At 63.7% G+C, this 25,360-nt stretch carries 26 protein-coding genes; 21 read left to right on the top strand and 5 right to left on the bottom strand.

From position 1 onward, the window contains the following. On the bottom strand, positions 1 to 311 hold a 311-nt coding region (gene pnuC, locus GJ693_RS04815; RefSeq protein ID WP_197041967.1), incomplete at its 3' end, for a nicotinamide riboside transporter PnuC. A gap of 100 nt (positions 312 to 411) precedes the next feature. Continuing rightward, positions 412 to 2,928 carry a TonB-dependent receptor gene (locus GJ693_RS04810; protein ID WP_156255197.1) on the bottom strand — a complete coding sequence of 839 codons (2,517 nt, stop codon included), beginning with the start codon at positions 2,926 to 2,928 and terminating at the stop codon, positions 412 to 414. Positions 2,929 to 3,131: 203 nt separating this feature from the next. Here GJ693_RS04810 and GJ693_RS04805 point away from each other — a divergent pair, with 203 nt between their 5' ends. From GJ693_RS04805 to GJ693_RS04790, 4 genes are all read left to right on the top strand, one after another. After that, positions 3,132 to 3,650: a GNAT family N-acetyltransferase gene (locus GJ693_RS04805; protein ID WP_197041966.1), complete on the top strand. Its 519-nt coding sequence runs from the start codon at positions 3,132 to 3,134 to the stop codon at positions 3,648 to 3,650. Further along, positions 3,650 to 4,630: a phosphotransferase family protein gene (locus GJ693_RS04800; protein WP_156255195.1), complete on the top strand. Its 981-nt coding sequence runs from the start codon at positions 3,650 to 3,652 to the stop codon at positions 4,628 to 4,630. The genes GJ693_RS04805 and GJ693_RS04800 overlap by 1 nt, the downstream gene beginning before the upstream one ends. After that, positions 4,630 to 4,989 carry a DUF6285 domain-containing protein gene (locus GJ693_RS04795; RefSeq protein ID WP_156255194.1) on the top strand — a complete coding sequence of 120 codons (360 nt, stop codon included), beginning with the start codon at positions 4,630 to 4,632 and terminating at the stop codon, positions 4,987 to 4,989. Before GJ693_RS04800 ends, GJ693_RS04795 begins: the two co-directional genes overlap by 1 nt. A gap of 192 nt (positions 4,990 to 5,181) precedes the next feature. Beyond that, on the top strand, positions 5,182 to 5,421 hold the full coding sequence (locus tag GJ693_RS04790; protein WP_156255193.1) for a hypothetical protein: 240 nt from the start codon (positions 5,182 to 5,184) through the stop codon (positions 5,419 to 5,421). Between the two features lie 415 nt (positions 5,422 to 5,836). Here the strand turns inward: GJ693_RS04790 and GJ693_RS04785 are convergent, their stop codons facing one another. The 3 genes from GJ693_RS04785 to GJ693_RS04775 all read right to left on the bottom strand — a co-directional run bounded on the left by GJ693_RS04785 (position 5,837) and on the right by GJ693_RS04775 (position 8,620). Next, positions 5,837 to 6,826 (bottom strand): proline iminopeptidase-family hydrolase, encoded by a 990-nt coding sequence (locus GJ693_RS04785; protein WP_235902639.1) that lies wholly within the window; start codon positions 6,824 to 6,826, stop codon positions 5,837 to 5,839. Then, positions 6,823 to 7,266: a cupin domain-containing protein gene (locus tag GJ693_RS04780; protein WP_156255192.1), complete on the bottom strand. Its 444-nt coding sequence runs from the start codon at positions 7,264 to 7,266 to the stop codon at positions 6,823 to 6,825. Before GJ693_RS04780 ends, GJ693_RS04785 begins: the two co-directional genes overlap by 4 nt. Before the next feature lie 112 nt (positions 7,267 to 7,378). After that, entirely contained in the window at positions 7,379 to 8,620 is a 1,242-nt protein-coding gene (locus GJ693_RS04775) for a cytochrome P450 (RefSeq protein ID WP_156255191.1), read from the bottom strand. Positions 8,621 to 8,707: 87 nt separating this feature from the next. Here GJ693_RS04775 and GJ693_RS04770 point away from each other — a divergent pair, with 87 nt between their 5' ends. The 17 genes from GJ693_RS04770 to GJ693_RS04690 all read left to right on the top strand — a co-directional run. Then, positions 8,708 to 9,145 carry a DUF1330 domain-containing protein gene (locus GJ693_RS04770; RefSeq protein ID WP_156255190.1) on the top strand — a complete coding sequence of 146 codons (438 nt, stop codon included), beginning with the start codon at positions 8,708 to 8,710 and terminating at the stop codon, positions 9,143 to 9,145. Positions 9,146 to 9,263: 118 nt separating this feature from the next. Further along, the gene (gene sdhC, locus GJ693_RS04765) at positions 9,264 to 9,674 is read left to right on the top strand and encodes a succinate dehydrogenase, cytochrome b556 subunit (protein WP_156255189.1); all 411 of its coding nucleotides are present in this window, start codon (positions 9,264 to 9,266) and stop codon (positions 9,672 to 9,674) included. A 2-nt stretch (positions 9,675 to 9,676) separates the two neighbouring features. Next, positions 9,677 to 10,060 carry a succinate dehydrogenase, hydrophobic membrane anchor protein gene (sdhD, locus tag GJ693_RS04760; protein ID WP_156255188.1) on the top strand — a complete coding sequence of 128 codons (384 nt, stop codon included), beginning with the start codon at positions 9,677 to 9,679 and terminating at the stop codon, positions 10,058 to 10,060. A gap of 12 nt (positions 10,061 to 10,072) precedes the next feature. Further along, on the top strand, positions 10,073 to 11,860 hold the full coding sequence (gene sdhA / locus GJ693_RS04755) for a succinate dehydrogenase flavoprotein subunit (RefSeq protein ID WP_156255187.1): 1,788 nt from the start codon (positions 10,073 to 10,075) through the stop codon (positions 11,858 to 11,860). Position 11,861: 1 nt separating this feature from the next. Next, positions 11,862 to 12,836, top strand: coding sequence for an MBL fold metallo-hydrolase (locus GJ693_RS04750; protein ID WP_156255186.1), 975 nt, complete (start codon positions 11,862 to 11,864; stop codon positions 12,834 to 12,836). Positions 12,837 to 12,847: 11 nt separating this feature from the next. Continuing rightward, complete coding sequence (locus GJ693_RS04745; protein ID WP_156255185.1) at positions 12,848 to 13,633, top strand: succinate dehydrogenase iron-sulfur subunit; 786 nt, start codon at positions 12,848 to 12,850, stop codon at positions 13,631 to 13,633. Positions 13,634 to 13,806: 173 nt separating this feature from the next. Then, positions 13,807 to 15,441, top strand: coding sequence for an O-antigen ligase family protein (locus GJ693_RS04740; RefSeq protein WP_156255184.1), 1,635 nt, complete (start codon positions 13,807 to 13,809; stop codon positions 15,439 to 15,441). Between the two features lie 93 nt (positions 15,442 to 15,534). Further along, entirely contained in the window at positions 15,535 to 16,362 is an 828-nt protein-coding gene (locus tag GJ693_RS04735) for a glycosyltransferase family 2 protein (RefSeq protein ID WP_156255183.1), read from the top strand. A 39-nt stretch (positions 16,363 to 16,401) separates the two neighbouring features. Further along, entirely contained in the window at positions 16,402 to 16,887 is a 486-nt protein-coding gene (locus GJ693_RS04730) for a PaaI family thioesterase (protein ID WP_156255182.1), read from the top strand. Continuing rightward, positions 16,880 to 17,992 (top strand): cell division protein ZapE, encoded by a 1,113-nt coding sequence (gene zapE, locus GJ693_RS04725; protein WP_156255181.1) that lies wholly within the window; start codon positions 16,880 to 16,882, stop codon positions 17,990 to 17,992. The genes GJ693_RS04730 and zapE overlap by 8 nt, the downstream gene beginning before the upstream one ends. A gap of 277 nt (positions 17,993 to 18,269) precedes the next feature. Then, positions 18,270 to 19,232, top strand: a complete 963-nt coding sequence (gene mdh / locus GJ693_RS04720; protein ID WP_156255180.1) for a malate dehydrogenase — start codon at positions 18,270 to 18,272, stop codon at positions 19,230 to 19,232. Between the two features lie 54 nt (positions 19,233 to 19,286). Then, a complete protein-coding gene (locus GJ693_RS04715) occupies positions 19,287 to 19,526 on the top strand; it encodes an antitoxin (RefSeq protein ID WP_207789949.1) in 240 nt (79 codons plus the stop codon). Then, positions 19,523 to 19,906 (top strand): type II toxin-antitoxin system VapC family toxin, encoded by a 384-nt coding sequence (locus tag GJ693_RS04710; protein WP_197041965.1) that lies wholly within the window; start codon positions 19,523 to 19,525, stop codon positions 19,904 to 19,906. Before GJ693_RS04715 ends, GJ693_RS04710 begins: the two co-directional genes overlap by 4 nt. Positions 19,907 to 19,985: 79 nt before the next feature. Then, a complete protein-coding gene (gene sucC, locus GJ693_RS04705; RefSeq protein WP_156255177.1) occupies positions 19,986 to 21,185 on the top strand; it encodes an ADP-forming succinate--CoA ligase subunit beta in 1,200 nt (399 codons plus the stop codon). After that, positions 21,185 to 22,069, top strand: coding sequence for a succinate--CoA ligase subunit alpha (gene sucD, locus GJ693_RS04700; RefSeq protein WP_156255176.1), 885 nt, complete (start codon positions 21,185 to 21,187; stop codon positions 22,067 to 22,069). The genes sucC and sucD overlap by 1 nt, the downstream gene beginning before the upstream one ends. 129 nt (positions 22,070 to 22,198) lie before the next feature. Then, positions 22,199 to 25,012 (top strand): 2-oxoglutarate dehydrogenase E1 component, encoded by a 2,814-nt coding sequence (locus GJ693_RS04695; protein WP_156255175.1) that lies wholly within the window; start codon positions 22,199 to 22,201, stop codon positions 25,010 to 25,012. 13 nt (positions 25,013 to 25,025) lie between these two features. Further along, the coding region (locus GJ693_RS04690) for a biotin/lipoyl-containing protein (protein ID WP_328598820.1) at positions 25,026 to 25,360 on the top strand (335 nt) is incomplete at its 3' end.

Here is a 25,360-nt window from a genome sequence, read left to right as displayed (position 1 = left end):
AGCACGGCCAGCGCCGCGCTGGCACCCACGCCGCTGGCCAGCACCACTGGCCAGCCCTTGCGCGGCAGCCGCCGCACCGCCACCTGGCCATCAGCGGCCGGCGCCTTCACCCAGGCCAGCAGGCCATGGGCCTGCGCGGCAAAGAAGAAGAGCTGCAAACCCGCTACGGCGTAAAGCCGGCTGTGCCAGAACACGCCGCCCAAGATCGCCACCATCGCCATGCCGCAGGGATAGTTCCACACCGATCGCCGCGCCAGAAGGGCGATATTGGCCAGCCCGAAGGCCGCCGCCAGGAGTTCCCAAGGATTCACTTGCCGCCTTAAGCCCTTGGCGGCGGCGTTTTGCAAGCCGCCCAAGCAAAAGGGGGCGCAGCCACTGGCCACGCCCCCCGATTTGCCGAAGTGGCTGCGATCAGAAGCGGTAGCGCACCAGGCCCCCAAAGGTGCGTGGCTGGTTGCGATAGCCCGACAGCGTGCCGGCCTGCGCCACACCCGGGAAGATGGTGGTGACATAGGCCTGATCGGTGATGTTGCGGCCCCAGACGGTGAACTCCAGGTGGCTGTTGAGCGCCAGGGTCGCCGAGGCATTGAGGTTGCTGATCTCGCGCTGCAGCGGCACCGTGCCCTGGGCGATCTGCGTCGGGCTTTCATGCTGGAAGTCAACGTGGAACATCAGCTTGGCTTCATCGCTGATATGCGCCGTGTAATCGCCGCCCACCGACAGCGAGAAGCGCGGCACGCCGGCCACCCGCTGACCGGTCAGATCAACCGGAATGGTCGAATAGCTGCCGGTCACCAGCGCCGCGCCACCCGGGAAGCTGTCGAACTTGCTGTCCAGATAGGTGAAGTTGGCGGTGAGGCGCAGATTCTTCGACGGCGAGAACGAGGTGTCGAGCTCGACGCCGTTCGCCGATTGCTTGTCGGCGTTGGCAAGGATGAAGCCGGTGCCCGAGAAGACATTGCTCTGGAAGCCGGTCAGGATCTGGCGGAAGAGGGCGAGGTTGACGGCAAAGCCTTCCCACTGGCCCTTCATGCCCAGCTCGATCACCGACGCATATTCCGGGTTTGCATAGCGCGAACCGGTGGTGAGGTTGTTGGGCAGGTTGGCGCCCAGCGCGGTGCGGATCGGCGAGGCCGCCGGCGCCGGCGACTGGGCCGGCGAACCGGGGATGAAATCGCTCGCGAACGGCCGCGAATCGAATGACAGGTTCCACGAGCTCGCCTTGAAGCCGGTGGCGTGGGTGGCATAGAAGTTCAGATTGTCATTGGCCTTCCACGACAGCCGCAGCGTGTAGCTGAAGTTGTTGTCCTTGGTGCGGCCATCTTCCACCGCATTGGGGAAGTTCAGGAACGGCGGCAGGAACTGCAACGGCCGCAGCGCCAGGAACGGGTTGAAGGCCGGATTGGTCGCCAGCGTCGCCGGCACGCCAGCATTCACGCCGGCGCGGACCAGATCAAGGCCCGAGAACACGTCGGTGCTGAAGCTGTTGGTGGCCACCCGCTTGGTGTCGTGGGTGAAGTTGCCGCCGGCGGTGAAGGTCAGATTGTCGAAGATGTTCCAATCAACCGTGCCGAAGATCGAGATGGCGCGGTTCTTGTAATCATAATCCTCGAACCGGCCCTGGCCCTGGGTCCCGAAGGCACCAGCCGGCGTGCCAGGCAGCAGAGCGCGCAGGGTGGGCTCCAGCCCGGAATAGTTGCCGCCCGACAGCAGGTTGGCATAGCCCTTGAAATCGCGGCCGAAGGTCAGCGAACCCTGGGCATCGATCTTTTCATCGAAGTAGAAGGCGCCAAGCAGGAAGTTGAGCGGGCCATCGAACTTCGAGGCGATGCGCGCTTCGGCGGTGAAGGTGTTGATGGCGTTGCGGCCATTATTGGAACCGATGATGTCGGCGCTGGTGAAATCGCTGTCCTGGTTGGTGTTCAGGCGCACGCCGCGATAGGCGGTGATGAAGGTCAGATCGAACTGGCCGGCCTTGTAATCGGCCTGGGCCGAAACGCCATAATTGTCGATCTTGTTGGTCGAGCCAAAGTTGGACGTCGAGGTCAGCGCCAGCGGCTGGTTGGAGATGATCTGGCCGCCCAGCGCCCGCACGGCATTGCCGGTCGGGCCATCGACGATGTTGACCACCGAGCAGCAGACTTCATCGATCCGGTCATAATCACCGATGATGCGCAGCTTGAAATCGTCTGACGGCTTGAACAGCAGCTGCGCCCGCACGCCACCACGGTTGCGCTCGTTCTCGTCGCGCTTCAGCGTGGTGTTGTACACATAGCCGTCGCGGCGGTTGTAGTTGCCTGCAAGGCTGAAGGCGATGGTGTCGGTGATCGGGCCGGTGATGTCGGCCTTGGCCACGAGCGCGTTGTAATTGCCGTACGACAGTTCGGCCTGGCCGCCGAACTTGAACTTGGGCTCGGCGGTGACCACCGAAATGATGCCGGCCGAAGCATTCTTGCCGAACAGGGTCGATTGCGGGCCGCGCAGCACTTCGATGCGCTCCAGGCTGGGCAGGTCACCGATCTGGGCGGCAGACCGGCTGCGATAGACGCCATCGATGAACACACCCACCGACGGCTCGATGCCGGCGTTGTTGGCGCCGTTGCCGAAGCCGCGGATGATGAAGTTGGTGTTGGCCGAGGACTGCAACTGGCTGACGCGCAGCGAGGGCACCAGCGTCTGCAGATCGAGCGCGTCGCGGATCTGGGCGGTCTCGATCGCCTGCTTGCCGGTCACCTGCACGGAGATCGGCGTATCCTGCAACGTCTTGGCCTGCTTGCTGGCCGTCACGATGATGATTTCGTCGTCGCCGGCCTCATCGGCAGCAGCGGTTTGGGCGGCGGCGGGGGCGGCCAGCGCGAGGGGGGCAGCAACACCAAGCAAAAGCACAGCACGCAGGGCAAGATTGCCTGCGGTTTCACGAGTCGACATGCGATTCCTTCCCAAATATCGGGGTCTGGCCCAGCTACTCCGGGCCGCCCCTGCAGTGCCCGTTCACCGGGCGACGGCGTTGGGTTACAGATAAGGCACAGATTTTCAACCCCATCTCTGCCTGCATGCCTGTCACTTCTTGCCGGGGCGTGGCTCTCATGCAACGGGTGACAACGTTTCCGCTTCTGCAACAGGGCTGGCCCATGTCTGATTGGGAAATCACCACCGAGCGACTGCTGATCCGGCCGATGCGGATCGAGGAGGCGGCCGACTGGCACCGGATCCGTGCGGCCGCGCCGTTCGATCCGCTGGAACGATCGGTGGAGGAAAGCATCGCGCTGATCGCCGCCATGCAGCGCCGCGCGGCTCCCGATTCCGATGGGTGGCAGCAATTTGCGCTTACGGCCAAGGATGGCACCATGGTTGGTGATCTGGGCATCCGTTTTTCGCCGCCGTGGAACGCCACGGCCGAAATCGGCTTTGCCCTTGATCCGCGCCAGCAGCGCCAGGGGCTGTGTGCGGAGGCTGTGGAAGCCATGGTGCGCCGCCTGTTCAGGAATGGCCGCCGCCGGGTCGTCTCGGTCACCGATGAACGCAACCGCCCGGCCCAGCGCGTGCTGGAACGCTGCTGGTTCCGCCAGGAAGGCCGCTTCGTGCAGAGCTGGCGCGACGGTGATGCCTGGTTCGACGAGCTTTCCTACGCCCGCCTGGCCGAAGACTGATGGCAACACCCACTCCCGATATCGTCTCCGCCCTGATCGGTGCCCCGGTGTCGCGGGTGGAACAATTGTCGGGTGGGGCCTCGTCCGCCACCTTTGCCGTGGATGCGACCAAGCCGGATGGCACGGCCTGGCCGCTGATCCTGCAATGCGCCGCCACCGGCAGCGTGCCGGAAGGCGGCCTGCCGCGGGCCGATCAGGCACGGCTGCAGCAGATCGCCTTTGCCCACGGCCTGCCGGTCGCCGAGGTGGTGCGGGTGCTGGCGCCCGAGGATGGCCTGGGCGAAGGCTTCATCATGGCGCGGCTGCCCGGCGAGGCACTGGCGCCGAAATGGCTAAAACTGCCGGACTATGCGCCAGCCCGGGCCGTGTTGACCGAACAATGCGCCAGCGTGTTGGCCCGGCTGCATGGCCTGCCGGTCGATCTGGCCAGCGGCCTCGCGCTGCCGCGGGCCAGCACCGCGGAATCGCTGCAGCGCATGTTTGCCAATTATCGCCGCTTCGGGGTGGATTCGCCGGTGTTCGACCTGGCCTTTGCCTGGCTGCGCGAACGGCTTGAGGACCGGCCGGCGACCTGCATCGTGCACGGCGATTTCCGGTCCGGCAATTTCCTGGTCGCGCCCGATGGCCTGGTGGCGGTGCTGGATTGGGAACTTGCCCATATCGGCGATGGCCACGAGGATCTGGGCTGGCTGTGCTGCAACGCCTGGCGCTTTGGCGTGTGGGACAAGCCGGTGGGCGGCTTTGGGGCGCGCGATGCACTGTTTGCCGCTTACGAAGCCGCCGGCGGTGGCGCGGTGGACCGCGACCGGGCCGCCTTCTGGGAACTCTATGGCACGCTGAAATGGGGCATCGCCTGCCTGCAACTGGGCGATGATCATGTCTCGGGCCGGCTGCGCAACGTGGAGCGCGCCGCCATCGGCCGCCGCGTGTCGGAAGTGGAGCTGGACCTGATGCACATGCTGAAATTCGGGAGCGTGTGATGGCCGAGCAGATCGAAGCCACCACCCTGATCGAAGCGGTCCAGCTGTTCCTGGCCGAACTGGAGCCCGAACTGAAGGGCCGCCGCGCCTTTCACGCCAAGGTGGCGCAGAACGCGCTGGCCATCGTGGCGCGTGAACTGGCGCAGCAACCGCAGGCGAATGAACAGGCGCTGCTGGCCGGCGTGCTGGGCCACAGCGCATCGCTCGACCGGTTGCGCGCTGATTTGTGCGGCCAGTTGCGTGCCGGCACGATGGGGGAAGCGACTCCGGGGCTGGTGGATGCGCTGCTGGCGGTGGCGCTGGCCAAGTGCGGGGTGGATAACCCGCGCTACGCGACCTTCAAGCGGCTGAGCGCCTGATCTTCGCCGGGGGAGAACAGGCAAAAAGAACGCCTCCGGCGGCAAGGGCCTGAGGCCCTTGACCCACTTTCGTTTGCGGGCGCGCTCGCTTCACAAACGCCCCTCGTGCTGGTGCAGGCCAGCATCCAACGTGCCATCAGGCAATGAATTGCTTATTCTGCTGGGATCGTTGTCGAGATGGAGTATCATGTTGTGAAGCTGAACAAGATTCATCAAGCGTTAGCTTCAGCGCTCAAAAGCGCCGATATCTTTAGATTTGTTATTTCCCATGAAAATAAAATAATCGCCTGCGGTCCCCGCTCAGACATAATGTGCGCATTCTCTCCATACTTAAGACGGCGTGGTGGAGAATACATAATTTATATTGATAACATGATAATTGTTGGCGCGGGCAGCGATTGTGATGAAGAAGAAATTATCAAAAAAAATTGATAATAATGATTTTCTCATTCTGCCTTATATTTTTGAAACAAAAAATCTGAAGGATTTATTCTTCGATGGGCACCAAATCTCGATAGAAGTAATCGAAGCCATGAATTCGCAAATAATGAAACTGTCATTAAGTAAGTCGGAGCTATTTAATATCATCGATTCTGGAGGAAATCATCCAATCTTCGCCTTTCGGAGAGTCTATGGCGAAAAATTTGAACAGAAGATTGTCAGTCATCTGATTTAAATCCGTCGCCTTTAGATGCCTGAGGGGCAGCACATTCTTTTCATTCCAGATGGCCACATTGGATACTGGCCTGCGCAAGCATGACATGGATTTACCGATAGAGCCGGCCAAAAACAAAAGCGGGTCAAGGGCCTCAGGCCCTTGCCGCCGGAGGCTCTCTTTCTTCCTCCGTCAATCCATCACCTTCATCCACCCCCGCAACACCGCCAGATACGTTGCTGGATTATCGAGCATGATACTGTGCGCGGCGTTGGGGATTTCCACGAACTGCGCACCGGCAGTCTCGGCGAAACGGGCCACGGTTTCGGGGCGGGCCTCGTCGTCCGTGCCGGCAACGAACAATGTGCGCGCCGCGTCCAGCTTGGTCAGCAGTGGCCGGCCGTCATAATCCTTGAGCGTGCCGGTGCAGGTGAACTCGGCGCGGCCCCACATGTGATTGTAAAGCCCGGCGGCGAACGGCGCCGGCAGCGCGTCGCGATAGGCAGTGATGGCCGGCGGCGGGATGGTCTGGCGGACATGGGCAGCATAAAAGGCATCGGTGGCGGCCTGGCAGGCGGCTTCGGGCGCCGCACCTTGCGTGTCGCAGCGATCGAGCAGGTCGCGCACCTCGTCGGGCATGCCGGCTTTCAGCAGCGCTGCGTCCTCCAGCCAGATGGAGGTGGAGACAAGCGGCGATTGCAGCACCAGCCCGGCCAGCGCTGCCGGGCGGGAGGCGCCATATTCCAATGCCAGCGTGCCGCCCCAGCTGCCGCCCAGCAAATGCCAGCGCGCGATGCCGAAATGGGCGCGGATCGCCTCGATTTCGGACAGGAAGCGCTCCACCGTCCAGTTGGCCGGATCGCCCGGCCGGTCGGAGCGGCCACAATCAAGCTGATCATAGAGGATCACTGCCCGCTCGTCGGCCAGCGCCGTGGCGTTGAGCCAGCCCCAGTGCGAGCTGCCCGGCCCGCCATGGATGAACAGGATCGGCGGCTTCCGGCCATCCAGCGCGCCGTTGACGCGCACATAGATGCGCCCGCCCTGCACCGGCACCATCGCCTCGCGGTCGGGCGCGATGCGGATGCCGCTGGCGGTGGCGCCTTGCGGCAGCGCCTGGGCCGCCAGTCGCGCCGGCACCAGGCTGGCCAGGCCCGCCGCCAAAAACGTGCGACGCCCCATCATGCCGGCCGCGGCGACTTGCGGCGGAAGCCGGCAGGATCGAGGTGCATGTCGATATCGGGATAATGGCATTCGTCGATGTCCGGCCGGTCGGTGCCGATGGCCAGAAACTGGCAGGGCCGGGCCGAGCGATTCTGCAGATGATGGCCATTTGCGATGCCAGCCGGGAAGCAGGCGATGTCGCCGGGCTTCAGCAGGGTCTCGCCATGCTCCTCGACCAGCACCGCCTCGCCGGCTAGCAACACCAGCAGCTCGTCCTCATGGGTATGCCAGTGGCGCTGGCTCGACCAGGCGCCGGGCTCAAGCGTGACGAGGTTGGCACCGAATTGCGACAGGCTGGTGGCCACTGCTTGCCACGACCGGCCCTGAACGGCCTGATCATGCGGCGACAGATAGGATGACCCGGTTCGCACGGGCAGGGCGGAGAGGTCGATTCTGGGCATCAGGCGCGCCGGCCAACGGCGGGACACCGGTTGCCACCGGTGGGACACGGCCCGGTGCGCCCGGCCAGCGCCACCGTGCGGCCGGCCAGCATTTTCGTGCGGATTCGTACGCTCATCCCCGCCGTTCAAGCACAACCGGCAGCTTTCGGAAACCGTGGACAAAACATTGCGCCACATATTCGGCCTCGCCGACCTGGCGCGGGAACAGCTTGCGGGCGAGGAGTTCTTCCAACAGCACGGCAATCTGCAACTCGGCCAGCCGCGCACCGACACAGCGGTGGACACCAAAGCCGAAGGACAGGTGCCGGCGGGCATTTGAGCGTGTGATATCAAAGGTTTCGGCATCCGGGAACACGCTCTCGTCGCGATTGCCGCTGATGTACCAGACCACGACCTTGTCGCCCTTTTTCACCGGCACGCCAGCAATGTCGGCATCCGCCACCGCCGTGCGGCGCATGTGTGCCAGCGGGGTCTGCCAGCGCAGAACTTCGGAAATCGTGTTGCCAATCAATGAGTTGTCGGCCTCCAGCTTGGCCCACTCGCCATCATAGCGGTTGAAGGCCTCGACCAGGCCGGACATCGAATTGCGCGTGGTGTCGTTGCCGCCCACGATCAGCAGGATGTAATTGCCGGTGCGCTCCTTGAACGGCATGTCACCCATGGCATCGCTGTGGGCCATGGCGCTGATCAGGTCGCCACTGGGCGGTTTTGCCTTGCGCTCGGCCATCAGCGCATCAAGCGCGTGGGTCATGTCGATCAGGTGCTGCTGGCGGATATCCTTGGTGGCGGGATTCAGCGCGGCCTCGATGTCGCCGCCCCAATCGGACCACAGGGTGAGATCGCGGCGCTTTTCCCACGGATAATCGAACAAGATGGCCAGCATGCCGGTGGTCAGTTCGATGGAAACCCGGTCAACCCAATCGAATTCCTCGCCAATCGGCAGGCTGTCGATCAGCTGGCTCGTGCGCTTGCGCACTTCGATGGCCATGCGGGCGATTTCCGATGGGCCAAAGGCCGGCGCCACGACCCGCCGCTGATCGGAATGGCGCGGGCGGTCCATGGCAATGAACTGCGGCAGGTTGTAGTCTTCAAGCAGGTCGATGACGGTGATGCCGCCAAATTCGTGGCTGCTCGAAAAAATGTCGGGCCGGGCTTCGACGGCCATGATGTCGGCGTGGCTGTTGATCGACCAGAACGGGCCAAACGGGCTGTTGGCCTGGTAATGCACCGGCGCTTCGGCACGAAGCCGGGCAAACACCGGCCGCCAACTGTCATTGGCATAAAGCGTCGCATCCGACACATCGATCACGTCGAGTGGAACCTCGGCCAGATTGCCCGGAGCAACAGTCGCCATCACATCCTCCCCATTTTGTGCGCCGCCTTTTGGCGGTCGTTCAGGCGATGCTATGCTGAAACGGCAACAACTGCGAGTCCCCCCGAGATGGCCATTCCGACGCACGGCAATCACGATGCCAGCATTGATCCCACGCGTGATCAGGTGCGCGCTTTGCGTGACCACGGCCGCGACGGGCCGGTGGTGATGATGAACCTGCTCAAGTTCCGCAAAGTTGCTGAATATCCGAGCGAAATGGCCATGGCTCCCTGCTCGGGTGAAGCCGCCTATGCGCTTTACCAGCATGCTTTCACCATTGCCGTTGGCGCCGTTTCTCAGGCCGAAGTGCTCTATGATGGCCCATGCGAACAGGTGTTCATTGGTCAGCCCGGCACCGAAGCGACCGATTGGGACAAGCTGCTGCTGGTTCGCTATCCCACCCGCCAGCATTTCCTGAACATGATGGCCGACACCAGTTACCGCGACGCGCTGGTGCATCGATATGCCGGGCTGGAACGAACCGTGCTGATCCAGTGTGCCGGTTGATCGTGCCTCGCCTGTTGCACCGCAGCGCAGGCGCGGTATGAAGGCCGGCACGAATGACCGTCCGCCCGCCTGGCTGCAGAGCCGGGACGAGGAATCGGGCCAGACCAAGGGGTGATCAATGGCTTCACGTCCAACAGCACCGGTGCCGCGGCCCTTGTCACCGCACCTCACCATCTGGAAATGGCGCGTGCACATGGCGGTGTCGATCCTGCACCGCGCTACCGGCCAGGCACTGGCCTTTGGCGCTGTCCTGATCTTCGCCTGGTGGCTGGCAGCGCTGGCCAGCGGGCCAAGCTATTATCGCCTCTTCCTCGATCTCATCATGTCGCCTGTCGGCGTGCTCGTTGGTTTCGGCCTGACCTGGTCGCTGTTCCAGCACATGGGCAGCGGACTCCGCCACTTCATCATGGACTCTGGCGAGGGCTATGACCTGGTCACCTCGCGGCGCACGGCACTGGCGACCTTCGCCTTTTCCACCATCGCGACCCTGGCCTTCTGGGCCTGGATCCTGCTCGGCAAGGGATATTGAGCATGGGCAATGGGACCCAATTGGGCCGTGTGCGTGGGCTGGGGGCAGGCGGCGGTGCCGTGGTGCATCACTGGTGGCTGCAGCGGGTGACGGCGGTGGCGAGCCTGTTCCTGGTGCTGTGGTTCGTGGTCAGCCTCGCCCGACTGCCCAGCCTGGATTATGCCTCCATGGTGATGTGGATGCGTCAGCCGCTGGTGGCAGTGCCGCTCTGCCTGCTGGTGGTTGCTACCTTCTGGCATTTCCGCCTGGGCGTGCAAGTGATGCTGGAGGATTACCTCCATGGGTCAAAGCGCGTCATCGCCTTGCTGGCGTTGAACTTCTACACCTTTGCTCTCGCTGCCCTGGCGCTGTTTTCGGTGCTCAAGGTTGCCCTGTCTGCCGGTTGATTGGAACGTCACGTGCCCGAAGCCTATCAGATCATCGATCATGTCTATGATGCCGTCGTGGTGGGGGCCGGCGGCTCTGGCCTGCGCGCCGCCATGGGCATTGCTGAAGCCGGGCTGAAAACCGCCTGCATCACCAAGGTCTTCCCAACGCGCAGCCATACGGTGGCGGCGCAGGGCGGCATCGCCGCCGCGCTCGGCAACATGGGGCCGGATCACTGGACCTGGCACATGTATGACACGGTGAAGGGGTCTGACTGGCTCGGCGACCAGGACGCGATCGAGTATCTGTGCCGCGAAGCGCCGGCCGCCGTTTACGAACTCGAACATTTCGGCGTGCCGTTCAGCCGCACCGAAGCCGGCCGCATCTATCAGCGTCCGTTCGGTGGCATGATGCAGAACATGGGTGCCGGCCCGGCCGCGCAGCGCACCTGCGCCGCCGCCGATCGCACCGGCCACGCCATGCTGCACGCGCTCTATCAGCAGAGCCTGAAGTACAGCACCGACTTCTACATCGAATATTTCGCCATCGATCTGATCATGCACGACGGCGCCTGCAAGGGCGTCATCGCCATCAACATGGAAGATGGCAGCATCCACCGCTTCCGCAGCCACCAGACGGTGCTGGCCACCGGCGGCTATGGCCGCTGCTATTTCTCCGCCACGTCGGCTCACACCTCCACTGGTGACGGCGGCGGCATGGCGATCCGGGCCGGCGTGGCGATGCAGGACATGGAGTTCGTGCAGTTCCACCCCACCGGCATCTATGGCGCCGGCGTGCTGATCACCGAAGGCGCGCGTGGGGAGGGTGGCTATCTCACCAACAGCCAGGGCGAGCGCTTCATGGAACGCTATGCCCCGTCAGCCAAGGATTTGGCGTCACGTGACGTGGTCAGCCGCTCAATGGCGATGGAAATCCGCGAGGGCAGGGGCGTTGGCGCCGAGGGCGACCATATCCACCTCCATCTCAATCACATCGATGCCGCCGTGCTGCACCAGCGTCTGCCCGGTATCAGCGAAACCGCCAAGGTGTTTGCCGGCGTGGACGTAACCAAGGCGCCCATCCCGGTGGTCCCGACCGTGCATTACAACATGGGCGGCATCCCGACCAATTATCACGGCGAGGTCGTCACCCTGAAAGATGGCAATCCGGACAGCGTGGTGCCTGGCTTGTTTGCCGTGGGCGAAGCCGCCTGCGTGTCCGTCCACGGTGCCAACCGGCTCGGCTCCAACAGCCTCATCGATCTGGTGGTCTTCGGCCGCGCCACGGCGCACCGGATTGCCGCCATCCAGACCGCGAACGCCCCGCACCAGGCGCTGCCCAAGGACAATGCCGATTTCGCGCTGGGCCGGCTCGATGGCTTCCGTCACGCCAAGGGCGGTTCCACCACTGCCGAAGTGCGGCTTGCGATGCAGAAGACGATGCAGGCCAATGCTGGCGTGTTCCGTACCAGCGAAATCCTCGACGAAGGTGTGCGCAAGATCGACGCCGTCTATCAGCGCATGGCTGACATCGGCACCACCGATCGCAGCCTGGTGTTCAACACCGATCTGATCGAGACGCTGGAGCTCGACAACATGATCGGCCAGGCCGTGCTGACCATGCACATGGCCCAATCCCGCCACGAAAGCCGCGGCGCCCACATGCACGAGGATTTCCCATCGCGCGATGACGACAAGTGGATGGTGCACAGCCTTGGCTGGTTCCGCGATGGTTCGGTGGAACTCGCCCAGCGCCCGGTGCACACCTACACGCTGTCGGACGAGATCGACTATATCAAGCCGAAAGCGCGGACCTATTGAGATGACGGCGCGCTGGTCCCTGTCGGCAGCGGGCCTGGCGCTGGCAGCGGTGGCGCTGCCGGCGCAGGGCGCTATTGCGCCGGAGGAGTTGGCGCCGGGTGTGACCCTGGTGGCGGGCACCTTCGTGCCCGGCCATCAGCCCGACGGTAACAGTGTCATCCTGCGGGGCAACAAGGGCTTGGTGGTCGTCGACACGGGTCGCCATGCCGAGCACAGCGACGCCATCCTGGCGGCAACGGCCGGGATGAACCGGCCTTTGGTGGCCATCATCAATACCCATTGGCACCTTGATCATGTCAGCGGCAATCCGCGGCTGCGGGCAGCTGCACCAGGGCTGACGGTTTATGCCAGCAGCGCCATCGATGGTGCGCTCAAGGGCTTCCTTGCCGAAAGTGCCAAGGCCGCCGAAGCCGCGATTGCTGCCGGGGAGGTGCCGGCGGACCTGGTCCCGGAGGTGCGCGCCGATATAGCGACCACCGCCAACGGCGCCGCCCTGCGGCCGGACAAGGTGGTGAACCGTTCGCAACGGCTGAAATTGGGCGGCCGCACGCTCGATGTGCACCTGGCACGCACGGCGGCCACCGCCGGCGATCTGTGGCTGGTGGACACCCGCACCCGCTCCTTGCTTTCCGGCGATCTGGTCACCCTGCCGGCGCCGTTCCTTGATACGGCCTGTCCGGGCGGATGGCGGGCAGCGCTGGCCGACATCAGCAACGTGCGCTTTGCGCGGCTCATCCCCGGTCACGGCCCGGTGATGTCCCGGCCCGATTTTGACCGTTGGCGTCGTGCCTTTGATCGCTTCATCGATTGCGCAAAATCCTCTGCTGATGAGGCCGATTGCGCACAGGGCTGGACGCAGGATCTTGGTACGATGCTGCCGGGTGGTGAACAGCGCCGCGCTACCGAAATGACCCGCTATTACGTCCAGGTGTTACGGGCGAACGCGGGCCGCAATCCCAATTGCAATCTGGTTTGAAGGCTTACCCAATGGCGGAATTCACTCTCCCGGCGAACAGCGTCATCAATGGCACAGGCAAGTCCTACTCGGCACCGGCCGGAGCGTCGCGGACAAAAAGCTTCAAGATCTATCGCTGGAACCCGGATGACGGGCAGAACCCACGCTATGACAGCTACAGCCTCGATCTCGACGCCACTGGGCCGATGGTGCTGGATGCGCTGATCAAGATCAAGAACGAGGTGGATCCCACGCTCACCTTCCGGCGCTCGTGCCGGGAAGGCATCTGCGGCTCGTGTTCGATGAACATCGACGGAACGAACACGCTTGCGTGCACCAAGCCGATCGAGGAGGTGAAGGGCGAAGTGGTGATCACGCCACTGCCGCACATGGAGGTGATCAAGGACCTGGTCCCTGATTTCAAGCATTTCTATGCCCAATATGCCTCGATCAAGCCGTGGCTGCAGACCGTCACCCCAGCGCCGTCGGGCGAGGAGCGTATCCAGTCCCCGGACGAGCGTGAGAAGCTGGATGGGCTGTATGAGTGCATCTTGTGCGCCTGCTGCTCCACCGCCTGCCCAAGCTATTGGTGGAACAGCGACAAGTTCCTCGGCCCGGCCATCCTGCTGCAGGCCTATCGCTGGTTGGCCGACAGCCGTGACGAGATAACGGGTGAGCGTCTGGACGCGCTCGAGGACCCGTTCCGGGTTTATCGCTGCCACACTATCATGAACTGCGCCAATGTCTGCCCCAAGGGGTTGAACCCGGCCAAGGCGATTGCAGAGATCAAGCTGATGATGTTGGAGCGCGCGGGCTGAATCCCAACGCTTCCTCGCTGCTTCCTCCCTGTCACGGCAGCTTCGCTTGCCGGCTTCCCATCGCTTTGGTAAGTTGCCTCCGCAGTGCTGGCCCGTGCCAGCCGTATATGTGGCATGATTGGTGGGACCGTGAAGCAGATCGAACGTGCCGAATGGCCTGACCGGGTGATCGCGTGACAGCAATTACCTTCACCACGCGCGCGGCCATGGATCGCAAGTCGGCGCGCATCCTGCCGCAATACAACAGCCTTCATCATCGGTCGTGGTGGAAACTGGCGTGCGTCGCGTTCACGGCGCTGTCTCTGTTCCTGATCGTCTACACCGGGTTCCTGGTGGCTGTCGGTGGCACGCTCGCGGTGCGTTTCGTCGCCTTCCCGATCGGTATCATGGCGATGCTCGGCCTCTGGCTGCTCCCCGACGTCAACAAGGCCGACGAGGCGCCCTTCTACAAATTGCTCGCGGCCTACATGGTCATGATGGTGGCATGGCCGACTTATGTTGCCATTGCCATTCCTGGCCTGCCATGGGTGACACCTCCACGCGTGATTCTGGGTCTGCTGCTGATAGGCATGCTCACCCATTTCCCGCAGATCGCCGAGGCCCGTCGCAAGGCGATGGATCTTTTGGGCTATGACAGGTTGGCCTTCCGCCTGTTGGCCCTGTTCCTGATCATGGAAGCGGTGGTTGTGCCCTTGGCTGTCAACCCGCTGGACGTCGTGAACTATGAAGTGGTTCAGGCCGTGCAGGACGGCGCAGCGATGGTCGCTGCGGCCTGGGCGTTCTCAGATGTGCGCAAGGTCTCCCGCCTGGTGCAGGCCCTGGTGCTGGCCTTCATCTTCACCATGTTGGTGACGATTCTCGAGAACTGGATGCAGCATCCCCCCTGGCTTGGTTATATTCCCAGCTTCATGAAGGTCGATCCGCTGTTGCTGGAGACCTATATGGGGCCACAGGCCCGTATCGGGGACGGGCGTTACCGTATTCGCTCCACGTTCGGTATCGTGCTCTATTTCAGCCAGTATTTCGCCATCATGATCCCGCTGCTGCTGTATCGCATGTGGTACATGAAGGGTTGGCAGCGGCTGGCTGCGATCGCGTTGGTGCCGCTGATCCTGCAAACCGTGTGGTTCACCAATGCGCGCAGCGCGTCCATCGCGTTCCTGATTGGTCTGTTTGGTTTTGCGGGCCTGGTCATGGCTCGCCAGCTGTTCTTTCGCGGCAGAGGTGACTCCCTGAAGTCCGGCATCATGGTCGCCCTGGTCCTGCTCGGGGTGGCGGCAATGGCCGGGGCGATCGCGAGCAGCCACCGGCTGCAGATGTACACGATTGGCGGATCCCAGCATACGGGCAGCAACGAGGTGCGCGATCAGCAATGGGCCGGTGCCTGGCGTGCCATTGGCCGGAACCCGATTGGTGTTGGCATGGGCGTGCCCTTGCCAGACGTCGGCAAGGTGTCGGCCAGGGGCATTGCCGTGGTCGACTCCTACTATATCAACCTGCTGGTCGGGGTGGGTCCGTTGGGCTTCATCGGCTTCATGGGCTGCCTCGCCCGCCTCGCCTGGCTGGGCGTGATGACCTTCATGCGCGCAAAGGATGAGGTTGAGGAACTGGCGGGCGCACTGTCACTCAGCGTGCTGAACTTCATTGTTTCAGCCTATGTGATCAGCTATTCCGACAATAATTATCTGGTGTTCACCATCGGCGTCGGCATTCTAGCGCTGCACCGCCATCAGCAGAAGCGGCTTGCCAGCGAGGGCGCCACGCCGCCTGCGTTGCCGTCGCCATCAACCGCTCTCGTCCGCCGCTGAGGAGCGCTGTCAGACTTCGCGTTGGGAGCATCGTTCTTGGATCTTGCCTGCATCCGGCTCGCCACCGCCCCCAGTCCGCTTATTTCGGTGGTGATGCCAAGTTATAACCGTGCAGGCCTGATCGGGCGGACCATCACCTCCGTGCTGGCCCAGACGCTTGGGTCGTTCGAACTGATCATCGTTGATGATGGCTCCACCGATGACACGCTGGGCGTGCTGGCCGCATTACCGGATCCGCGCATCGCCATCTATCAGCAACGCCGCAACGCCGGCGCGCCGGCCGCTCGCAATGCCGGCGTCGCTATGGCGCGCAGCCCGCTGGTGGCCTTTCAGGACAGTGACGATGAATGGGCGCCAGACCTGCTGACCGCCCATTTCAAGGCATTGACCACGGCTGACGTCTCCTTCTGCCAACTTGATCAGCGCTATGGGGAGGCCCGCGCCCTGTACCCGCCGCCAGGCTGGCAGCTTTCGGCCGATGTCTATGCCCAGCTGCTTGCCACCAGCCACATCTCCACCCAGACACTGGCAATGACGCGGGCAATCTTCGATCAGGTTGGCGGCTTTGATCCTGCCATGCCACGCTTCCAGGACTGGGACCTGGTGCTGCGGCTCGCTCAGGCCGGTGCCCGGTTCCGCTACATCCCCGAGCCGCTGGCCATCGCCCACGACAGCCCCGACAGCCTGACCCGCAGCGTCGAGAAAGGCATCATCGGCCGTCGTCGCCTGATCGAGAAACACGCGGACGCGCTGGCCAGCCAACCTGTCGCCCTGGCTCGCCACCACTACATCATGGGCTCGCAATTGCGCCGTCTGGGGCGGTTCAGCGAAGCACGCGCCCAGTTCGCGACCGCGCTGGGCCTGGCGCCGGGAGACTGGCGTTCCGCCGGGCAATGGCTGCTGGCAGCCCTGCGCCGCTAAGGCTTGCCGCCGCCGCCCACCGGCGCTAACCGCAGACCCATGTCTCGCGAAACATTCACCGAGGGCCCAAATGCGGGCTGGACCTGCTGGCGGCGTGATCCCGATGGGCGCTTCGCCTCGATGCTGGGCGATTTCTTCTTCCGGGAGGGCCCGCGCGGCGTCGAGTGCCGCATGGAAACGGCGCGCAAGCATTCGAATGGCCTGGGTTATCTGCACGGCGGCTTCATCATGTCGTTCATCGACATGGCGATGTTCGCCTTCATCTTCCGCCAGCTCGAAAATTCGGCCGCTGTCACCCTGTCGTGCGCCACCGATTTCCTGTCTGCCGGGATCGTCGGCAAGCCGATCGAGGCGCATGGCGAGATCCTGAAGGAAACCGGCAAGATGCTGTTCGTCCGTGGTCTCGTCACCCAAGACGGCGTCAACCTGGCCAGTTTCACCGGCACGATGCGCAAGATCCCGCGCGCCGCCCGCCCCACCGGCGAAGGCCATGCGGCGCGGCCGGGAGAGACGCAGGTTGACTGACCTCGCGGCGCGCTATCGCGAGCTGCTGGCCGCCGGCGAACTCAAGCCTGATGCCGCGCAGGCGGCGGTGGTGGCAAAGCTGGCGGCGCTTGAATCCGCTCTGCAGCAGCCTGTGGAGGCGCCCGGCCTGCTCGGCCGCCTGTTCGGCAAGGCAGCCGCGCCGATACCAAAGGGCCTCTATATCTGGGGCGGCGTCGGCCGCGGCAAATCCATGGCGATGGATCTGTTCTTCGCTGCCTCCACCGTGGCCCCCAAGCGCCGTGCCCATTTCCACGAATTCATGGCCGAGGTGCACGGCGCCATCCACGCCCGCCGCCAAGCTGGCGATGCCGACCCGCTGATCAGCGTCGCCAGCCAGATCGCCGCATCGGCGCGTCTGCTCTGCTTTGACGAGATGCAGGTGAAGGACATCGCCGATGCCGCCATCCTGTCGCGCCTGTTCACGGCACTGATGGAGAAGGGGGTGACGGTGGTCACCACCAGCAACCGGCCGCCGCATGATCTCTATAAGGATGGCCTCAACCGCCATTTGTTCCTGCCGTTCATCGATCTGATCACCGCGAAACTGGACGTGGTCACCCTCGATGGTCCGACCGATTATCGCCTCGCCCGCCTGTCGGGCACGCAGACCTGGCATGTGCCGAATGGGCCCGACGCCACCGCCGCCTTGTCGGCCGCCTTCTTCCGAATGACCGATTACCCGGTGGAAGACCGGGCCCATGTGCCGACCGCGGAACTGCCGCTGCCCGGTGGACGCAGCCTGCATGTGCCCAAATCGCTGAAGGGCGTCGCCGTATTCAGCTTTGCGCGCCTGTGCCGCCAGCCGCTAGGTGCAGCCGACTATCTCGCCATTGCTCGGCATTATCACACGGTCTTCATCGTCGGCATCCCGAAGCTGGGGCCGGAGAACCGCAACGAGGCGATCCGCTTCATCCATCTGATCGACGCCCTCTACGAGCACAAGGTCAAGCTGGTCGCCGCCGCCGATGCCGCGCCGGACCAGCTTTATCCGGCCGGCGATTCCAGCTTCGAATTCGAACGCACCGCCAGCCGGTTGATGGAAATGCAATCGGCGGACTATCTGGCGCTCGGTCACGGCGGATAAAGCCCGAAAAATATATAAATTCAGAAAGTTGCTTGCCTTTTTGAATTTTGACACTTTTGACGTTTCGTATCGAATTGGGAATTTTTCAACCGCACGCAAAGCCTACAGGCAACACGTCCTGGCACAGCCTTGATGACAGGCTTTGCCCGTGTAGGACAGGGCCGCCGCCTGCCTCTTTTCACCGGATAAGGATATGCTGCGGTTGCACAGTGCGCCGCCGCGCTCTATCCAGCCTGCGACATTCTGACCGACTCATTTGAAGGAAAGGCCTCACCCCATGGCTCGCAAGAAAATCGCCCTGATCGGCGCCGGCAACATCGGCGGCACGCTCGCCCATCTCGCCGCGCAGCGCGCGCTGGGCGACATCGTGCTGTTCGACGTGGTCGAAGGCGTGCCGCAGGGCAAGGCGCTCGATCTGGCGCAGTGCGGCCCGGTCGAAGGCTTTGACGTCTCGCTGAAGGGCAGCAACGATTATGCCGATATTGCCGGTGCCGACGTGATCATCGTCACCGCCGGGGTGGCCCGCAAGCCGGGCATGAGCCGCGATGATCTGCTCGGCATCAACCTGAAGGTGATGAAGGCCGTGGGTGAGGGCATCAAGACCCACGCGCCCGGCGCCTTCGTGATCTGCATCACCAACCCGCTTGATGCCATGGTGTGGGCGCTGCGCGAATTCTCCGGCCTGCCGCACCACATGGTCGTCGGCATGGCCGGCGTGCTGGATTCGGCGCGCTTCCGCCATTTCCTGGCTGATGAGTTCAAGGTCAGCGTGCGCGACGTCAACGCCTTCGTGCTTGGCGGCCACGGTGACACCATGGTGCCGGTGATTGAATACAGCACGGTGGCCGGCATCCCGGTGCCCGATCTGATCAAGATGGGCTGGTCCACCCAGGAGCGCATCGACGCCATCGTGCAGCGCACCCGGTCGGGTGGCGGTGAGATCGTCGCGCTGCTGAAGACCGGCAGCGCCTATTACGCGCCGGCCACCAGCGGCATCGAGATGGCCGAGGCGTACCTGTATGACCAGAAGCGCTTGCTGCCCTGCGCCGTGAACCTGACCGGCCAGTATGGCGTGTCCGATCTTTATGTCGGCGTGCCGGTGATCATCGGCGCTGGCGGCGTCGAGCGCGTGGTGGAGATCAACTTGTCAGACAGCGCCAAGGCCAATTTCCAGGTGAGCGTCGATGCGGTGAAGGAACTGCTGGCCGCCTGCAAGGCCATTGATAATTCGCTGGCTTGAGGCCCGTATATACGGTATATACGGGCCATGCCGACCCATATCGCCCGCACATTCATGTCTGGCAACAGCGAAGCCGTGCGCCTGCCCAAGGGCATCGGCTTCGGGCCGGGCAGCCAGGTGCGGATCGAGCGGGAGGGCAACCGGGTGGTGCTGACCTGCATCGAAAGTGAGGCCGATCGCTGGCAGCGCGACGCGACCAAGCTGCTCGACGATCTGCGCCGCTTGCGCAGCCGCGAGGTGGTGGAGCGCGACCGCCGCGACCCTGACTGGTGGCCGGAGCGGCCCGGGCTTTGATCCTGATCGATACCAGCATTGCCATCGACCTGCGCGATGGCAACGAAGTGACCACCCTGCTGGTGGCGGCATTGCCGGAGCGGCCCTATTTCTCGATGATCACCCGCATCGAGCTGGAAGGCGGCGTGTACCGCGATCCGAACTTCGCCGAGTTCCGCCGGCGATTGCTCGATGCCTTGCTGCTGCGCTTTCCGGTCGTGAACATCGGTGACGCCGATCTGGCGGCCTATGGCCAGATCATCGCCCGCTGCGGCTTTGACCAGCGCCGCATTTCGGACCGGTTGATTGCGGCCCAGGCCATTGCCCGCAATGCCAGCCTGATTTCGGCCAGGCCTGACAGTTTTTCCGACATTCCGGATCTGAAACTGGTCGCTTGGTGAGGCTTGCCCGCATCATGCTGCACCGCCATAACCACAGCGCACCGATTCCCCATTCACGTCACGACCCAGGGCAGATTGCATGAACATCCACGAGTATCAGGCCAAGGAACTGCTGGCCAAGTTCGGCGTTCCGGTGCCGATCGGCTTTGCCGCGATTAGCGTTGACGAAGCGGTGGCGGCCTCGGCCAAGTTGCCGGGCCCGCTCTATATCGTGAAGGCGCAGATCCATGCCGGTGGCCGCGGCAAGGGCAAGTTCAAGGAACTGCCCCCGGAAGCCAAGGGCGGCGTGCGCCTGGCCCGTTCGGCGGACGATGTGCGCGCGGCCGCGACCGACATGCTGGGCAACACGCTGGTGACGATCCAGACCGGCCCGGCCGGCAAGCAGGTCAACCGGCTCTATGTCACCGATGGCGTTGATATCGCGAAAGAACTCTATCTCGCCATGCTGGTCGATCGTGCCAGCGGGCGCATCGCCATCGTCGCCAGCACCGAAGGCGGCATGGACATCGAGGACGTCGCCCACCACCACCCCGAAAAGATCCACACCATCACCATCGATCCAGCCACCGGCGCCATGCCGCACCATGGCCGCGCCGTCGCCGCAGCGCTGGGCCTGACCGGTCCGATCGCCAAGCAGGCCGAGACGGTGACGCTGAAGCTCTATGATGCCTTCGTCGGCACTGATGCCAGCCAGATGGAGATCAACCCGCTCGCCGTGACGGAAGACGGCAAGCTGCTGGTGCTCGATGCCAAGGTCGGTTTTGACTCGAACGCACTCTATCGCCACCCGGACCTGATGGAGCTGCGCGACCTGACCGAGGAGGACCCGGCCGAAGTCGAAGCCTCCAAGTACGACCTCGCCTTCATCAAGCTGGATGGCAACATCGGCTGCCTGGTCAATGGCGCCGGCCTCGCCATGGCCACCATGGACATCATCAAGCTGAACGGCGCCGAGCCGGCCAACTTCCTTGATGTCGGCGGCGGTGCCGACAAGGAGAAGGTGACCAACGCCTTCAAGCTGATCCTGAAGGATCCGGCGGTGGAAGGCATATTGGTCAACATCTTCGGCGGCATCATGCGCTGTGACATCATCGCGGAAGGCATCATCGCCGCTGCGAAGGAAGTGCAGCTGTCGGTGCCGCTGGTGGTGCGCCTGGAAGGCACCAACGTCGAACTCGGCAAGGAAATCCTCGCCAACTCCGGCCTGCCCATCGTGTCGGCCGACAATCTGGGTGATGCGGCGGCCAAGATCGTCGCCGAAGTGAAGAAGGCCGCCTGATGTCCATTCTCGTTAATGCCAACACCCGCGTCATCACGCAGGGCTTCACCGGCCGCCAAGGCACGTTCCATTCGGAACAGGCCGTCGCCTATGGCACCAAGGTCGTCGGCGGCACCGCGCCGGGGAAGGGCGGTTCCACCCATCTCGGCCTGCCGGTGTTCGATACCGTCGCCCAGGCGCGCGAAGCCACTGGCGCTGATGCGTCGGTCGTGTATGTGCCGCCGCCTGGTGCGGCTGACGCGATTTGCGAGGCCATTGCGGCTGAAATCCCGCTTGTGGTGTGCATCACCGAAGGCATTCCGGTGCTCGACATGGTGCGGGTCAAGCGGGCGCTGCAGGGATCGAAGACCCGGCTGATCGGGCCGAACTGCCCCGGTGTGCTGACGCCCGGCGAGTGCAAGATCGGCATCATGCCAGGCAATATCTTCCGCAAGGGCTCGGTCGGCGTCGTCTCGCGGTCCGGCACGCTCACCTATGAAGCCGTGCACCAGACCACCAACGTGGGCCTGGGCCAGACGACGGCGGTGGGCATCGGCGGCGATCCGGTGAATGGCACCAATTTCATCGATATGCTGGAAATGTTCCTCGCCGATGATGCCACCCAATCGATCATCATGATCGGCGAGATCGGCGGCGATGCCGAGGAACAGGCGGCGCAATTCCTGATCGACGAGGCGAAGCGCGGCCGCAAGAAGCCGATGGTGGGCTTCATCGCCGGGCGCACCGCGCCTCCCGGCCGCCGCATGGGCCATGCCGGCGCCATCGTGTCGGGCGGCAAGGGCGATGCTGAAAGCAAGATCGCGGCGATGGAAGCCGCCGGCATTCGCGTGTCGCCCTCGCCGTCGCTGCTTGGGGAAACGCTGGTCGAGGTGCTGAAGGGCTGAGCCCCTTCAATCGCGGCTGAAAATCACCGCGCATGTCGGCACTGCATGGCCGGCATGCGACAGTTTGTCATGACATGACCAGCATGTGCCGTTAAACAAGGCAGAATCGCGAGTTTGAGGACTGTCACGATGGATATGGACGCCCTGCTGCCCGGCCCGGAAGATCGGCCGGCGCCGAGTTGGGCCCGGCCGAACTGGCCGATCCTGCCGGGCGACGAGCTGACGCGTGGGCTCGATGCCGCCGGCATGTTTGCCGAAACCCCTGCAAAGACAGCGGGTCGGGCGGCGGCGGCCGCCGCGGCTGCCGGCGCCAGCCCGGAAGACATCGCGCGCGCCGCCCAGGATTCGATCAACGCCCTGATGCTGATCCGCACCTATCGCGTGCGTGGGCATTTGGCGGCCAATCTCGATCCGCTCGGCCTTGCCACCCGCGACCTGCCGGCCGATCTGACGCCGGGTTATCACGGCTTTGGCACCAATGATCTTGATCGCCCGGTGCATATCGGCGGCGCGCTCGGTCTGCAGATGGCCACGATCCGCGAGTTGGTTGGCATCTTGCAGCGCAATTACTGCGGCAATGTCGGCCTGGAATATATGCACATCAACGACGTCGAGGAGCGTCGTTTCCTGCAGGAAAAATTCGAAGGCCGTGACAAGGAAATCCAGTTCACGGCCAATGGCAAGCGGGCGATATTGAACAAGCTGGTTGAAGCCGAGCAGTTCGAGAAGTTCCTGGGTCGCAAATATGTCGGCACCAAGCGGTTCGGCCTCGATGGCGCCGAAGCCATGATCCCGGCGATGGAATCGATCATCAAGGTCGGCGGCGCGCTGGGCATCACCGAAATCGTGTTCGGCATGCCCCACCGTGGCCGGCTCAACATGCTGGCCAACGTGCTGCAAAAGCCGTTCCGCACCATCTTCCACGAATTTGCCGGCGGCTCGTCCAACCCGGATGACGTGGGCGGTTCGGGTGACGTCAAATATCACCTCGGCACCAGCACCGATCGCGAATTCGATGGCAACAAGGTGCACCTCAGCCTCGTGCCCAACCCGTCGCACCTGGAAGCCGTGAATCCGGTGGTGCTGGGCAAGGTGCGGGCCATCCAGACCATCATCGGCGACAGCGCCCGCAAGCAGGTGCTGCCGATCCTGCTGCACGGCGATGCGGCCTTTGCCGGCCAGGGCATCGTGGCCGAATGCTTCGGCTTCTCCGGCCTCAACGGCTACAACACCGGTGGCACCATCCACTATGTGGTGAACAACCAGGTCGGCTTCACCACCAGTCCCCAATTTGCGCGGTCGTCGCCATATCCGTCGGATGTGGCCAAGATCGTGCAGGCGCCGATATTCCACGTGAACGGCGATGATCCCGAAGCCGTGACCTATGCCACCAAGGTCGCCACCGAATTCCGCCAGCGCTTTGGGCGCGACGTGGTGATCGACATGTGGTGCTATCGCCGCTTTGGCCACAACGAAAGCGACGAGCCGAGCTTCACCCAGCCGCTGATGTATGCCGCGATCGGCAAGAAGCGCACGGTGAGCGAGCTTTACGCCGAGCGCCTGGCCCGAGAGGGCGTGCTGCCGGGCGATGGCTACAAGGCGATGATCGACTCCTATGTGTCGATGCTGGAAGACGAGTTCGAGGCCGCCACCAGCTTCAAGGCCAATGTGGCGGACTGGTTCGGCGGGCGCTGGGCCGGCCTGGGCAAGCCCAAGGAAGCCATCGACAGCCGCCGCGCCGCGATGACCGGCGTGTCGATGACCGAACTGCACCAGTTGGGCAAGCAGCTCACCACCGTGCCGGATGGCTTCAATATTCACAGGACCTTGGCGCGCGTTCTTGATGCCAAGGCGGAGATGTTCTCGACCGGCGCCAACATCGATTGGGCCACGGCCGAGGCCCTGGCCTTCGGCTCGCTGCTGAAGGACGGCTATGGCGTGCGCCTGTCGGGCCAGGATTGCGGCCGCGGCACGTTCAGCCAGCGCCACGCGGTGTGGACCGACCAGAAGGACGGCAGCCGCTACATTCCGCTGAAGGCGATGGACCCGCGCTTCGAGGTGCTGGACAGCCCGCTGTCGGAATTCGGCGTGCTTGGTTTCGAATATGGCTATGCGCTGGCCGATCCGAAGAGCTTGATCCTGTGGGAAGCCCAGTTCGGCGATTTCGTCAACGGCGCCCAGACCATCATTGATCAGTTCATTGTGTCGGGCGAAATCAAGTGGTTGCGCGCCAATGGCCTCGTCATGCTGCTGCCGCATGGCTATGAAGGGCAGGGGCCTGAGCACAGCTCGGCGCGCCTGGAACGCTTCCTCAGCCTGTGCGCGGAAGACAATATCCAGGTCGCCAACTGCACGACGCCGTCCAACTTCTTCCACCTGCTGCGCCGGCAGATGCTACGCGATTTCCGCAAGCCGCTGGTGGTGTTCACGCCGAAATCGCTGCTGCGCCACAAGCGGGCGGTGTCGACTCTGGCCGAAATGGGCCCGGCGACGACCTTCCACCGTTGCCTGGATGACCTGGCGCCGTGTGAACCGAAGAAGATCAAGCGCCTCGTGCTGTGCACCGGCAAGGTCTATTATGACCTGCTCGATGCCCGCGAGAAGGAAAGCCGCGACGACGTCTATCTGCTGCGGGTCGAGCAGCTCTATCCGTTCCCGGGCGACGTTGTTGCTGAATATGCAGGGAAATTCCCCAACCTCGAAACCGTGGTGTGGGCCCAGGAAGAGCCGCAGAACGGCGGTGCCTGGAGCTTCATCAACCCGTTGATCGAGCAGGCCGTGGGCAAGCGCCCGGTCTATGCCGGTCGTGCCCCGGCGGCCGCCACCGCCACCGGCCTTCTGAAGCGCCACAATGCCGAACAGGCCAAGCTGGTCGCCGAAGCGCTGGGCGCGACGACCACCGAAGTGAAGGCCGCGATCCGCGGCGGTCTCAAGAAGAAGTAAGAAAGACAAGAGCATGGCAACCCCAAGTGCTGTTGATGTCATCGTGCCCGCGCTGGGCGAGTCCATCACCGAGGCCAGCGTTGGCCAGTGGCTGAAGCAGCCCGGTGACGCCGTGGCCGCCGACGAGGCCATTGTCGCGCTGGAAACCGACAAGGTGGCGGTGGAAGTGCCGTCGCCGGTGGCCGGCGTGATGGGCGAGCAATATTTCAAGCCGGGTGACACGGTCACCGTTGGCGCCCTGATCGCCCGCATCGAGGCCGGAAACGTGTCCAGCGGTGCCCCGCCGGTGGCCGCGCCGGCCCCGGTGGTGGCCGCGCCCGCGCCGGCAGCGCCCGCTGTTGCCCCGCC

It is taken from the genome of Sandarakinorhabdus oryzae (genome assembly GCF_009733735.1).
GTDB lineage: Bacteria > Pseudomonadota > Alphaproteobacteria > Sphingomonadales > Sphingomonadaceae > Sandarakinorhabdus > Sandarakinorhabdus oryzae.
This window is presented reverse-complemented; position numbering and strand designations above follow the sequence as displayed.